The organism is Nitrosospira sp. TNL300, assembly GCF_055385915.1.
In genome coordinates this window covers 983,217-995,581 of sequence record NZ_AP041005.1, presented here as the reverse complement: position 1 = coordinate 995,581, position 12,365 = coordinate 983,217, and the positions used below count along the sequence as shown (strand labels likewise).

At 55.5% G+C, this 12,365-nt stretch carries 11 protein-coding genes; 6 read left to right on the top strand and 5 right to left on the bottom strand.

What is annotated here, in order from left to right:
- Positions 1-3 precede the first annotated feature (3 nt).
- On the top strand, positions 4-843 hold the full coding sequence (gene panC, locus ACZ5BW_RS04525; protein ID WP_464542940.1) for a pantoate--beta-alanine ligase: 840 nt from the start codon (positions 4-6) through the stop codon (positions 841-843).
- Positions 844-957: 114 nt separating this feature from the next.
- Here the strand turns inward: panC and ACZ5BW_RS04520 are convergent, their stop codons facing one another.
- Positions 958-1,581, bottom strand: a complete 624-nt coding sequence (locus ACZ5BW_RS04520) for a hypothetical protein (protein ID WP_464542938.1) — start codon at positions 1,579-1,581, stop codon at positions 958-960.
- A 489-nt stretch (positions 1,582-2,070) separates the two neighbouring features.
- On the opposite strand from ACZ5BW_RS04520, the gene ACZ5BW_RS04515 reads away from it, so the two are divergent.
- The gene (locus ACZ5BW_RS04515) at positions 2,071-2,859 is read left to right on the top strand and encodes a Crp/Fnr family transcriptional regulator (protein WP_464542936.1); all 789 of its coding nucleotides are present in this window, start codon (positions 2,071-2,073) and stop codon (positions 2,857-2,859) included.
- Positions 2,860-2,950: 91 nt separating this feature from the next.
- Here ACZ5BW_RS04515 and ACZ5BW_RS04510 read toward each other — a convergent pair whose 3' ends face one another.
- Together ACZ5BW_RS04510 and ACZ5BW_RS04505 are read right to left on the bottom strand one after the other, a co-directional pair.
- On the bottom strand, positions 2,951-5,791 hold the full coding sequence (locus tag ACZ5BW_RS04510; protein ID WP_464542934.1) for an aconitate hydratase: 2,841 nt from the start codon (positions 5,789-5,791) through the stop codon (positions 2,951-2,953).
- Between the two features lie 98 nt (positions 5,792-5,889).
- A complete protein-coding gene (locus tag ACZ5BW_RS04505) occupies positions 5,890-6,654 on the bottom strand; it encodes an SDR family oxidoreductase (protein ID WP_464542932.1) in 765 nt (254 codons plus the stop codon).
- 427 nt (positions 6,655-7,081) lie between these two features.
- Between ACZ5BW_RS04505 and ACZ5BW_RS04500 the strand changes: the two genes are divergently transcribed.
- On the top strand, positions 7,082-7,837 hold the full coding sequence (locus ACZ5BW_RS04500) for an alpha/beta fold hydrolase (protein ID WP_464542930.1): 756 nt from the start codon (positions 7,082-7,084) through the stop codon (positions 7,835-7,837).
- 10 nt (positions 7,838-7,847) lie between these two features.
- Complete coding sequence (locus ACZ5BW_RS04495) at positions 7,848-9,374, top strand: hypothetical protein (protein WP_464542928.1); 1,527 nt, start codon at positions 7,848-7,850, stop codon at positions 9,372-9,374.
- Here the strand turns inward: ACZ5BW_RS04495 and ACZ5BW_RS04490 are convergent.
- Positions 9,352-10,803: a bifunctional 2-methylcitrate dehydratase/aconitate hydratase gene (locus ACZ5BW_RS04490; RefSeq protein WP_464542926.1), complete on the bottom strand. Its 1,452-nt coding sequence runs from the start codon at positions 10,801-10,803 to the stop codon at positions 9,352-9,354. The two genes, ACZ5BW_RS04495 and ACZ5BW_RS04490, sit on opposite strands and share 23 nt — an antisense overlap.
- Before the next feature lie 317 nt (positions 10,804-11,120).
- Between ACZ5BW_RS04490 and ACZ5BW_RS04485 the strand changes: the two genes are divergently transcribed.
- Entirely contained in the window at positions 11,121-11,630 is a 510-nt protein-coding gene (locus tag ACZ5BW_RS04485) for a hypothetical protein (protein ID WP_464542924.1), read from the top strand.
- A gap of 16 nt (positions 11,631-11,646) precedes the next feature.
- Here the strand turns inward: ACZ5BW_RS04485 and ACZ5BW_RS04480 are convergent, their stop codons facing one another.
- On the bottom strand, positions 11,647-11,790 hold the full coding sequence (locus tag ACZ5BW_RS04480) for a hypothetical protein (RefSeq protein ID WP_464542922.1): 144 nt from the start codon (positions 11,788-11,790) through the stop codon (positions 11,647-11,649).
- Between ACZ5BW_RS04480 and ACZ5BW_RS04475 the strand changes: the two genes are divergently transcribed.
- Positions 11,789-12,313, top strand: coding sequence for a hypothetical protein (locus tag ACZ5BW_RS04475; RefSeq protein WP_464542920.1), 525 nt, complete (start codon positions 11,789-11,791; stop codon positions 12,311-12,313). The genes ACZ5BW_RS04480 and ACZ5BW_RS04475 overlap by 2 nt on opposite strands.
- Positions 12,314-12,365: the final 52 nt, after the last annotated feature.

Here is a 12,365-nt window from a genome sequence, read left to right as displayed (position 1 = left end):
GAGTTGGACGTCATCACGGATATTTCACCGTTACGAACACGCCTCAGGCGCGAATCCTCCATTGCCTTCGTGCCGACGATGGGCGGGTTGCATGAGGGGCACTTGTCCCTGATCCGCGTCGCCCGGCAGCATCGGAAATGCGTAGTCGCAAGCATTTTTGTAAATCGCCTGCAGTTTGCCCCCACCGAGGATTTTGACCGATATCCCCGCACGCTGGAGCAGGACTGCGCGCTTTTCGAAGAGCAGGGCGTTCAGGTCGTGTTCACGCCGGAAGAAAGAACGCTTTATCCCGCGCCGCAAGAATTCACGGTGGACCCCTCCTCCATCGCGAATATGCTGGAAGGGAAGTACCGCTCCGGCTTTTTTCGGGGGGTGGCAACTGTCGTGCTGAAGCTCTTCAATATCGTGCAGCCGCAGACAGCGGTGTTCGGAAAAAAAGATTATCAGCAATTGCATATCGTACGCGAACTGGTGCGGCAGTTTAATCTGCCCATAGAGATCGTTGCCGGGGAAACAGTTCGCGCCCCGGACAACCTGGCATTGAGCTCGCGTAACCGCTATCTCAGCAATGAGGAGCGCGCCGAGGCAACCCGGCTGTATCAGGTGCTATCGCAAGTGAAGCGGGAGATAGAAGGCGGCAATCACAATTTTGCCGGACTGGAGGAAAACGCGATGAAAACTCTTGCCTCCCACGGCTGGAACGCCGATTACGTCTCGATACGCGAGAGAGATACTCTGGCGCCAGCCCAGCCCAGGGATGGGAATATGGTGGTGCTGGGAGCAGGCCGCCTGGGTAAAACCCGGCTCATCGATAATCTCGAAATCACCCCGAAAAAGGAATAGAGGCGCTGAAAGCCGACTTCAGCGGTTGGGCACGCTGCTGCTCCCAGTTCTTCCCGCTATACTCTGCTTTACCAACCCTTGAAACCTTGAAGCTGTTCCACCCGAGGCAGTTTTTCACTTCGGACAGTTTGCTATACATCTCTCTTCTATGATTTTCCTGCCGCCGCAGCCCAGAAAGCAGGCATCCTGCACCGACTGACACCCGCATTCCACTTCACACTGCTGGTAGCGCAGCCGATCAAATTCCCGCATGCGATTCGGTCTGAGGGGAGGCTGCTGGTAGAAAAAAGGAGACGAGTAGCCCAGGCCATAGTAAGGCCCTCCTCCCCAGCCCCACGGCGAACCCCACCCCCAGGGATAGCCACCCCAACCCCATGGGTACCCCCCCATCCCCCAGCCCAGTGTGGCGCGTCCCCAGCCAGAGTATCCGAACTGCATCCGCCGGCGGTATGTATCAAGCTCATCGTCATAACGCTCGACGGCTTTTCTATATCTCTCTTCAGCCAGGGGTTCGATGCGCTTCAGGCAGGCCTGATATGCCGATTGACAGCTTTGCTGGCACATCTCCAGCTTTTGGGTGCATTTTTCAAGGCAAACGATGCCTGCCGGATCGGTTGGCGGTTCGTACCGATGGATGACCTGATAGCGGGGAGAGAAAACGGTGCAGCCAGCCAAACCCCCCACCAGGTTGATCAGGACTATTGCGCGCTTGACCGGATTCGTACCCATAAACTTCATTGCTGATGTTCGTCAATATCGGAGATAAGCACCCATATCATACTCTTACTATACTACTTCACACTCTCGTGCACCGTTGATTCGTCATAGATAAGTGCGCGAAAAAGTAATTGATTGAAAACATCTTTTTCACGTCTCTGTTTGGAGACATCAAATAATCCTGAAAAATCAGGTGATTACTGCCAGGCAATAGAGGCCTGTTGCCAGCAAGCAACAATGCGATAAGGGTTTTATTCTTCAGCTTTCCACACAAGCCTTTGTTTTAATGCTCATTCTTATACTGGCACGATAACTGCTTGTATTCACGTTGATACCGTATATCGGCTTGCGTCTGCTGAAAATGAGCCAGGCGCTGTTACCGATCCAGCTCGAAAAGAGAAATCCGCAAGGAATACCGATAACGGTTCGCCCAGCGCCGGACGTGTTTCAGCAGAGACATGAGTAAGGCATATTCTGGCGATACAGCCTGACATGAGGAGGAATATTGTGATGCTTTCACCGCATAGCCCGAAGCAAAACCGACTTCTTGCCGCCCTGCCACCGGAGGACTACGCGAGGCTGCTCCCTTATCTTGAATTCATGCCTATGCCAGTGGGACAAACAATCTATGAACCGGGAGCGATTATTACTCATTCATATTTTCCCACCACAAGCATCGTCGCACCGCTTTACAGTGTGGAAAGCGGCGCATCGGTACGTCTTTCAATCATTGGCAACGAGGGCCTGACAGGTATCTCGTCATTGCTGGGAGGCACCAGTACGCCCGCTGGAGTCGTGGTACAAAGTGCGGGCAGTGGCTACCGCATGAAAACCAGTGTGCTGAAAAAAGAATTCGATCGGCAGGGGAAATTACAATATCTGATACTGCGCTTCACCCAGGCCCTGATGACCCAGACGGCGCAGAATGCGGTTTGCAACCGGCACCATAACATAGAGCAGCAGCTGTGCCGCTTCCTTTTGATGAACCTCGACCGGTTGCCCGGCCATGAACTGCAAATGACACACGAGCAGATTGCCGTCATGCTGGGGGTGCGGCGGGAGAGCGTGACGCAGGCCGCGCTCAAGCTGCAGACGATCGGTGCAATACAGTATAGCCGCGGACATATAGCCGTAATGGACCGTGAAGAACTGAAAGATTCCGTATGTGAATGCTATTCCGTAGTAAATGACGAGTATGACCGGCTGCTATGGAACCACTCCATGGCCGAGTCTGTTCAAACTTCTGCAAGGAAGGATACAAGGAAGGATACAAGCAAGGAGTTGTGGCCGGTAAGCTGAGGAGAGCCCCGGGTTGCTCGGCAAGAACCGGTTTTCCTCCCCGACCCAAGTTCGAGCCGAGTCACCCGGCCTTGCCGCCGCATCTTTGCATTCACGCCTTCATGAGTTCACGAAGAACATAAGGCAATATACCCCCATGCTGGTAGTAGTCGATCTCTATGCCGGTATCTATCCTGCACAGCAGGTCGATTTCCCGGCGGGAGCCGGTATTGTCACGTACGACAAGCGTTACATCCTGCTGGGGGCGGATGCTGCTCAGTCCCTCGATGTCGAACGCTTCATTTCCCTGAATACCGAGCGATTCCACGCTGTCGTCGCCTTTGAACTGTAGCGGCAGCACGCCCATGCCGATCAGGTTGCTGCGATGGATGCGCTCGAAGCTTTTGGCAATGACTGCCTTGACCCCCAGTAGCTGTGTTCCCTTTGCCGCCCAGTCGCGACTCGATCCGCTGCCATATTCTTCTCCCCCGAATACCACCGTAGGGATGCCATCCGCAACGTAGCGCATGGCGGCATCGTAGATGCTCATCTGCTCGCCATCCGGCTGATGCAGTGTTATACCTCCTTCGCTGCCAGGAATCATCAGGTTTTTGATGCGCACGTTGGCGAATGTCCCGCGCATCATGACTTCATGATTGCCGCGACGTGCTCCATAGCTATTGAAATCAGCCCTGGATACACCACTTGCAAGCAGGTATTTTCCCGCGGGAGAGGTATCCTTGATACTGCCGGCAGGACTGATGTGGTCAGTGGTCACCGAATCGCCGAAGATGGCGAGCGCCCGCGCGCCCCGGATCTCACTATGCGGCTGCGGCTGCGGCGAGAAATCCTGGAAAAATGGAGGTTCTGCTATATAGGTCGATTTCGGCCAATCATAGACCTCCCCTGAAACAGACGCTATATCGTTCCATAGCGGATGATCCTGTGTAAGGTTGCTGTAGAGCCTTCGGAATGTTTCCCCGTTTGCTGCAAATTTCATCAGGCTCTGGATTTCATCATCTCGCGGCCAGATATCAGCCAGCCATACCGGCTGACCATTCTCGCCACATCCGAGCGGCTCAGCTGTCAGATCCTTGAGCATGGTTCCCGCGAGAGCATAAGCAACCACCAGAGGTGGCGAAGCAAGGAAGTTCGCACGAATGTTCGGATGAATTCTAGCCTCGAAATTGCGATTGCCGGAGAGGACCGCGGCGCAAACCAGATCATTGGATACCACCGTCTCTTCAATCGGCACGGACAACGGGCCCGAGTTGCCAATGCATGTGGTACAGCCATAACCGGCAAGATTGAAGCCAAGCTTATCGAGATAGGGCAAGAGGCCTGTTTCCCGGAGATACTCCGTTACGACACGTGACCCGGGTGCAAGCGATGTCTTGATGTGACACTTTACCGCCAACCCTTTTTCCACCGCTTTCTTTGCCAGCAGACCGGCGGCAAGCAGCACGCTGGGGTTGGAGGTGTTGGTGCAGGATGTAATGGCCGCAATCAGGATATCCGCGTGCGCCAGATCGAAGAGGCCGTTTGTGCCATACACAGGAGCTTCAGCCGGAGTCAGGATAGGCCTGTTATTGACCATTTCCGTGATGTTTCTTTCAGTCCCCGGCCTCACGGCTGCCGTGTTCCGCTCTGCGCTGGCGCTGTCGGCCGTCTCTGCGCCGGTGCCAGACTCTTCGCTGCCATGTATCTTGTAGCGAAGTTTCAGTGCAGCAGCATCCCTGCCGTAACCTCCCTGCATGACAGGCCGTGAAAAGAGTTCTGTAAAACGGGTCTTGACATCGGCAAGCTCGATACGATCCTGGGGGCGCCTCGGTCCGGCGAGAGAAGGCTTGACAGTGGAGAGATCAAGCTCCAGCTCGCGCGTGTAGTCGATCTCGCCCTTGCGGGGAACCCCGTACAACTCCTGAGCCTTGAAATAAGACTGGAAGGCCGCGATCTCTTCTTCGCTTCGCCCGGTTCCGCGGAAATATTCCACAGTAGCGTCATCGACCGGGAAAAAACCCATGGTGGCGCCATATTCAGGCGACATATTTCCGATGGTGGCGCGGTCGGGAACCGTAAGCGACGCGGTCCCCTCGCCAAAAAACTCCACGAATTTGCCCACCACACCGGATTTACGCAGGAGTTCAGTAACCGTCAGCACCAGATCCGTTGCCGTGACACCCGTGGAAAGCTTGCCCGTGAGGTTCACGCCGACAACATCGGGAGTCAGAAAATAGACCGGCTGCCCCAGCATGCCGGCCTCAGCCTCGATTCCGCCAACACCCCAACCCACTACGCCTATTCCGTTGATCATGGTGGTATGTGAATCCGTACCTACCAGGGTGTCGGGATAAAGAATACCCTCTTTTTCATGCACTCCCCGCGCGAGATACTCGAGATTGACCTGATGCACGATACCGATGCCGGGCGGAACAACCTTGAAAGTATCGAAAGCCTGCATGCCCCATTTTATGAACTGGTAACGCTCCCGATTACGGTGAAACTCCATTTCCATGTTGAGCTTGAGCGCGTCATCGGTGCCGTAGTAATCGACCTGCACCGAATGATCGACCACCAGATCAACCGGCACCAGGGGTTCGACCATCTCGGGGTCCTTGCCCATTTTTTTTGCGGTGCTGCGCATTGCAGCCAGATCGACCAACAGGGGCACCCCGGTAAAATCCTGCAGCACGATACGGGATACAACAAATGGAATCTCATCCAGCCGGGGTGCGGTCGGTTGCCAATCGGCCAATCTTTTTACGTGCGCCTCGGTCACTTTCCTGTTGTCACAATTGCGCAGGACGGACTCCAGCACGATGCGAATGGAGACAGGCAGCCGGGAGATTCGGCCGAGTCCCGCTGCCTCCAGAGCGGGCAGCGAATAATACTTTGCCTTTTTGCCCGCAGGCAGCGAAAGCTCTTTCAGGGTATTGAACAGGTTATGGGCCATAAATGTACTCCTTGAAAAATTTCTGCATCTTCATGATGCCGCCCTCATGGATATCGATCTTGCCGGACAGATGCTGCCCGGATTGCGTCCGCCGGCACTTATTGCTTTTCCGCCCTGTATTCTTCAATGTCCGCTTCAATGACATTTTCAGAAAAACTCCGATACGCATTTCCGATACGCTGAGCCATAGGGTCGGGGAAAAGGTGAAAACCCCCTGATCGCAACGCAGCGATTATACCTTCTGCAACGACAGAGGGAGGCGCGGCGGTACCTGCCAATCCGGCAGTGCTGCTCATGTCGGTTGCGATCAGACCCGGATGTACACTCAGCACCGTCGTACCCTGCCGTGCCAGCAGCTCACGCAATGCCTGGGTAATGGAGTAGGCAGCGGCCTTGGATGCCGAATGCGTCGCAAAATTTGAAGCGCACTTCAAGGATGCAACTGAATTGAGCTGGATGAATGCGCCTCCTCCGTTTTTTGCGAGAATGGGGGCGAAGGTTTGAGCCATGCGAATAAGTCCGTACACATTGATCTTCATTGCCATCTCAAGCGCATCTATCGCACCGGCATCCAGCGGGGTTGAGGTCTTGAAAATCGCCGCGCTGTTGACCACCACCTGAACATCCGGGGCTCTGTCAGCCAATGTTGCAATGCTTTCCGGCACGGTCAAATCCAGATGAACTGGAATCACCATGTCGCCAAAGCGCTCCAGCAGCGGATTGGCGGAATCGAGGTTGCGCACCGCTGCATAGACTTTCATCACGCCATGATGCAGCAGCGCATCGACAATCGCCTTGCCTATGCCACGATTCGCCCCTGTCACAAGAGCGGTCTTTCCGCTGATATCGTATGCCATTTTCATTCTGCAGCTCCTCGCTCAACACGGTTGCTCAGAGCGGATAAACAGCACGGCGGTCGAAATCACGTTCAGACTCCAAGGTACGATCCGGGACCAGTCCTCCCCGACCCGGTTACCGATCCGGCTTCCGATTAGAGCTTAATTCCCTTATCAAATTATATTCCCCTTAGGAAGTCACTGAACAAGTCATTGTGGATTTACTTGCACCGGCAAAAGCCTATCTCCGGGTCAGACTTGGCAGGCATGTCAACAAAATATTCAGGGTCGATGATACCGGTGAGATCACGTCATGTTGGTTGCATAAACACGGCCCGATGCAGAATGCGGAATATCCTATAATATGAAATAAGGTAGCAGGGTATCGTTGCCACGTATCGTGGCGTGATGAGTTGACAGGCGCAGGCAGCAGTGCGACTGCAAGTTTCATTGGATGCGTTCATTTATTGCGGGCATGTTCATGGCAACTCCAACGGTGGTGCTGTTGCACGGTTTTCTGGGCTTCTCGCGGTGGGGTCCCATCGAACAATTTCGCGGCGTGGAAAAGGCATTAGGCCGCAAAGATATCAGGCCCCTTATACCGGAAGTACCGGGGGCTGGAACCATAGCGGAACGCGCGGAAATACTCGCAAGCAAACTCTTCCGCGGACGCGCGCCGGTTTTTGCCCTGGTTGCGCATAGTATGGGCGGGCTCGATGCCCGGTATCTCATCAGCCACCTCGACCCGGACCGGCGCGTAAAAAGCCTGCTTACTGTTTCCACTCCGCATCGCGGTTCGCCCCTGGCACAATGGTTCCTCGAAGCCAAAGGACCTGTTCCCGCCTGGATTCGACACATTGGCCATCCGGCGCTCGCTGAACTGACTCCCGTCGCGTGTGAAACAATGCAGATCCCGGATCGGCCGGATGTCGCCTATTCCTCCTATGCAAGCCGCCGCCCTTTAGAGGAGCTTCCTTTCTGGCTTAGGCCCTATGGCAAGGTAATGCCGGAAGACAACGATGGCATGGTTCCCGTGGCCTCTGCCAGATGGGGAAAATTTCGGGGAACGCTGCGTGCCGACCATATCGAGCTGCTGGGCTGGAGTCTGGCTCTGCCGGATAGGCAATCTGCACGGCCTTTCAATCATCGCCAATTCTGGATCGAGGCTGCGAATCAAGCAATAGCTGCGGCAGAAGGTAAGGAAAGTTGAAAAGACGTGTATGGATCCGAACGAGAGCAAAAAATGGAACATGCACTGGTACGATTGGCTGGTATTTGCGGTACCGACGATCTTCATCGTGAGCTTGGGACTGGAGTCCGCGTTTGGAGCAACGCCGGGACCCGGTACAGCTGCCCATCGCGATTTCCGTGCAGTCGCACACTGGTTTGACCCGGTCTTCTTTCAGTACAACCTTATCATGACCCTGGTGGCGGTTCTGGTTGTGCCATCGCTCGCCTTGAGTTACACGATGAAGATGGCGAACCGCAAGGAACGCCGTTTGTACCGCGACGTTCCGGCCGAGCGGCGCGGTGAAATCCGCCAGCGGATGGGACACCGGGCTTCCTTTGGCACTTATAGGGGAAGCGTCTGGCTGACTACTGTCGTCGTGCTGCTCGGCAGTTCGATTCTGCTGCTGTTCAAGCCCGTTTCCTCCTCCGCGGAACTTGGCGTGGATTTCAGTCTCGGGGCGAACATGCTGACCATGGGTCCCTTCATGGAGCTGTATGAAACAAATCGCGATTCCTATTATCCCCACCTCGTCCGCAACCTGACGGCTTTCCAGTTCGGATTCCTCGGTGCTTACGTCTATTTCATCGGCTCCGTAGTCCGCGCCTACTTCACGATGGACCTCACTTCCAATACGTTCGTCGATGGCGCTATCCGCATGATCGTCGCAAGCCTGCTGGCGCTGGTGCTCTCCTTTGCGTTCGATCTGCTGCTGCCACACGAACTCGAACACGAACCCGATGTGATTGCGCCTTCCACTGCTGCGCCCTCAACTGCTACGCCTTCCGACATGAATGCCGCGGCGCCAACGCCTCCTGCCGGTGAGGAGCCCAGAGAAGCCACATCTCCTGAAGGATCAGGCAATGGCGAAAAACTGCTTTCGAAACAGGAAATCCCCTTCCCTGCCAGATTGAGCCTGCTGCCCCTTGTTGCTTTTTTTCTGGGTTTCTATCCAAAGCGGGCTGCACTCGGAATTGAGCGGATCGTCGTTAAACTGACCAGAGATATCATCCCCGCCATGAGCTATCGCGCGCTGCCGCTTTCCATGCTGGCGGGAATGAGCTACTCGCACGAATTGAGACTGGAGCGGGAAGGATTCGATAACATCGAAAACCTCAGCAATGCTGATCCGGTGGACCTTGCGATACGCACCTGCTTCAGCTATAGCCAGTTGAAGCAATGGATCGATCAGGCCTGGCTGGCCTCTCATCTGCGTGAAGATTATCCCGTTTTCGCGCAGCGGACAGGAATCACGAACAGTGAGGAGCTTCACTGTTTCTTCTCCACCTGCGACGCCTCACATACCGACGGGGTGGAACAATTGCTGGCCGCCCTGTCAGCAGACACGGCAATCGTCGCTTCGTGGAGATTGAGGCTCAATACTCTCCGGATACTGCTGAATACAAACTCTTCCCCGCAGGAGAACGAGCACGATCTCACCGAAAGGGAGCTCATCCCGCCTCATGTTGCGCATCCTGAAGCAGGAACCGGTTCACCTAAATCACAAACAAATCAATAAACTCGTGAACTGGCATCGCTTCCAGCCTGCTTTGATCATGACAGGCATTCATGATTGCCCCGCACCGGTGGGCCGGGAAACGGCGTGCAAGATTGATTCTGAACTTTTCTTCCAGTAGCGGAATGCCTTCGCTTCTGCGCAGCCTGTGGCCGATGGGATACTCCACCACCACTTCCTCCAGTTTACTGCCGTCCTTGAATTCCAGGGTAAGGCCATTTGCGATGGAGCGTTTTTCGGGATCGTAATAATCCTTTGTGAACTGCGGGTCCTCGACGCAGATTATCTTGTCCCGCAACTCATCGATGCGCGGGTCGGCGGCCACGGCATCCTCATAATCGGCAGACGTAAGCCTGCCGAAAATAAGCGGTACTGCAACAATATACTGCATGCAATGATCCCGGTCGGCTGGGCTGCTGAGCGGCCCCTTCTTGTCGATGATACGGATTGCGGCTTCATGGGTGCGGATCGTTATTTTCCGGATATCGGCAATCCGGTCCTTCATTCGCGGGTATAGTTGCATCGCACACTCCGCCGCCGTCTGGGAGTGGAATTCGGCGGGGAACGAAATCTTGAGCAGCACATTTTCCATCACATAGGAATGCCATCGTTCGATGGGCCTCTGGAATTTGAAAGGCTCTCCCTTGAACAGCACGTCGTAGAACCCCCAGGTTTTCGCAGTAAGTGCTGAAGGGTAGCCTGTCTCCCCCTTGAGTGTGATCAGCGCGAGCCATACTGCGCGGCTGGTGGCATCCCCCGCGGCCCAGGATTTGCGCGAGCCGGTGTTGGGCACATGACGATACGTGCGCAGCGCCTGCCCATCCACCCACGCCTGGGAAAGCGCATTGATGATCTGGTCGCGGCTGCCGCCCAGCAGATGCGTTACAACGGCAGTGGATGCGGCTTTAACCAGCACCACATGATCCAGTCCCACCTTGTTGAAGCTGTTTTCCAAAGCGAGGCAACCCTGAATCTCGTATGCCTTTATCATCGCGGTCAACACATCCCGCATGAGCGGTTGCTGCCTCCCGCTCGTGGCACTGCGTGAGAGCCAGTCGGCTACACCCAGTATGGCGCCAAGATTATCCGATGGATGGCCCCATTCCGCAGCCAGCCAGGTATCGTTGAAATCGAGCCAACGAATCATCGTGCCGATATTGAAGGCTGCTTCCACCGGATCGAGCTGAAACCGTGTACCCGGAATCCTCGCGCCGCCCCCAGATTCGGCAGCGCCGGGCACAAGCGGCCCAAGCAGTTTGGTGCAGGCCGGATACGCAAGTGCTTCCATGGCGCACCCCAGAGAATCCATCAGGCAGTGGCGCGCGGTAGCGTAAGCCAGATCGCTCTGAATATCCCGCCCTACGACGTAATCTGCAATGTCGACCAGAACCTGGTCAGGTTGGGGACGAACGTTGAAGGACGCGGATGACATGGGCACATATTATAGAGCCTGCGCCTTCAACAAGGAGAGTCTGTGCGGCGAAAGAAGGAGTTGCTCTTCCTTCTTGACGTTGAATTATTCAAGTATGACAACCAAAGCGTCGGTGATACGTTATATCCGCATTAACATCGATCCAGCCAGAATTTTTTTTGCTCGCGGAACGGTCCAAATCATACGTGGAAAGAGAGGAGTGATTTCAATGGCTGGAATCGCAAAGTGGAGACTGGCTTGACTGCTCCCCGTCTAAAGACGGCGATAGGTGCAATTCCTTCCGCGACTAAAGTCTCAGGTTTCCTTGCGAGGATTCTATGAAAAAAATGGGATTCATGTATGCTTTCCTCATTTTACTCGGATCGTTTTCGGCAACGACTTCGGTATCGACGGCATGGGCACGCGGGGGAGGTCATCATGGAGGCCACCACCACGGGGGTCATTGGGGCAGCCCTGGATTGGCCTTCGGACTGGGGGTATTGGGCGGTTACGGCCTGGGTTACTACGGCAGAGGACCCTACTATTCGCCTTATTACCGCTACGGGCCGGCGTATGGTTACGCACCCTACGGCTACCCTGCTTACGGGTTCTCCCCCTGGTATGGCTACACCCCCGGCTACGCGTATCCACCTGTGGCGCCCATGGTTGTAACGCCGGCACAGCCTCCTGTTTACATCCAGCAGCCACCGGTGATCCAATCCCAACCCCAAACACAGCCGCCGACAACCGGTTACTGGCATTATTGCCGCAATCCCGACGGCTATTATCCCTATGTCAAAAATTGTCCTGAAGGCTGGCTGCAGGTAGCGCCCCAACCCAGTCAATGAGTGGAACCGTCATGATTCAATCCGTATTCAGGAAATCCCTGGTCTCATATAAAGTCCGCTGGCCGGAGTTATTCCCGAAGTTGTCCCCGAGGTTGTCCCTCCCGCTGCTCGTGCTCACTTCGCTCACTGCCTGTGTCAGTATGCCAACAGGTCCCAGCATGATGGCCCTGCCGGGCACAGGAAGAAGCTTCGACGAGTTCCGCTACGACGACTACCTCTGCCGGCAGTTTGCTTATGACCAGATTGGAGGAAATACGCCGAGCCGCGCTTCGATAAGCAGCGGAGTGGGAAGCGCCGCCGTAGGTGCTGGAGTAGGGGCTGCAGCCGGTGCTGCCCTCGGCGGTGGAGGCGGCGCAGCGATTGGAGCCGGTACCGGCGCGTTGGCAGGCAGCCTGGCTGGCATCGGTACTGCGGGGGCCTCGGGTTCGATTTCCCAAGAGCGTTATGATGCCGCCTACGTGCAGTGCATGTACGCCAAGGGACATCAGGTGCCGGTATACGGCCAGGTCACGAACAGCTATCCAGGAGGTCGTTACACCTCTCCTTCTTATCCACCTTATTCCTCTTCCTACCCCCCTCCGCCGCCCGGGCCCCAGGGAACAGTGAGCATACCTCCGCCACCGCCCGGCGTTCCTCCCCCGCCACCGCCAGGCAAGATACTGAACCAACCGCCCGGGCGTTAATATGGCGGAAAGCCGGGAAACTGTATAAGGCAAGCGATAGGTCAGCTTAATT

What these genes read in the sequence shown, in the direction of transcription:
- ACZ5BW_RS04495 (WP_464542928.1), top strand. Translation starts at nt 7,848, where the DNA reads ATGGATCCGAACGAGAGCAAAAAATGGAACATGCACTGGTACGATTGG.
- ACZ5BW_RS04505 (WP_464542932.1), bottom strand. Translation starts at nt 6,654, where the DNA reads ATGAAAATGGCATACGATATCAGCGGAAAGACCGCTCTTGTGACAGGG.
- ACZ5BW_RS04475 (WP_464542920.1), top strand. Translation starts at nt 11,789, where the DNA reads ATGATGGCCCTGCCGGGCACAGGAAGAAGCTTCGACGAGTTCCGCTAC.
- ACZ5BW_RS04480 (WP_464542922.1), bottom strand. Translation starts at nt 11,790, where the DNA reads ATGCTGGGACCTGTTGGCATACTGACACAGGCAGTGAGCGAAGTGAGC.
- ACZ5BW_RS04520 (WP_464542938.1), bottom strand. Translation starts at nt 1,581, where the DNA reads ATGAAGTTTATGGGTACGAATCCGGTCAAGCGCGCAATAGTCCTGATC.
- ACZ5BW_RS04500 (WP_464542930.1), top strand. Translation starts at nt 7,082, where the DNA reads ATGCGTTCATTTATTGCGGGCATGTTCATGGCAACTCCAACGGTGGTG.
- ACZ5BW_RS04515 (WP_464542936.1), top strand. Translation starts at nt 2,071, where the DNA reads ATGCTTTCACCGCATAGCCCGAAGCAAAACCGACTTCTTGCCGCCCTG.
- ACZ5BW_RS04490 (WP_464542926.1), bottom strand. Translation starts at nt 10,803, where the DNA reads ATGTCATCCGCGTCCTTCAACGTTCGTCCCCAACCTGACCAGGTTCTG.
- ACZ5BW_RS04485 (WP_464542924.1), top strand. Translation starts at nt 11,121, where the DNA reads ATGAAAAAAATGGGATTCATGTATGCTTTCCTCATTTTACTCGGATCG.
- ACZ5BW_RS04510 (WP_464542934.1), bottom strand. Translation starts at nt 5,791, where the DNA reads ATGGCCCATAACCTGTTCAATACCCTGAAAGAGCTTTCGCTGCCTGCG.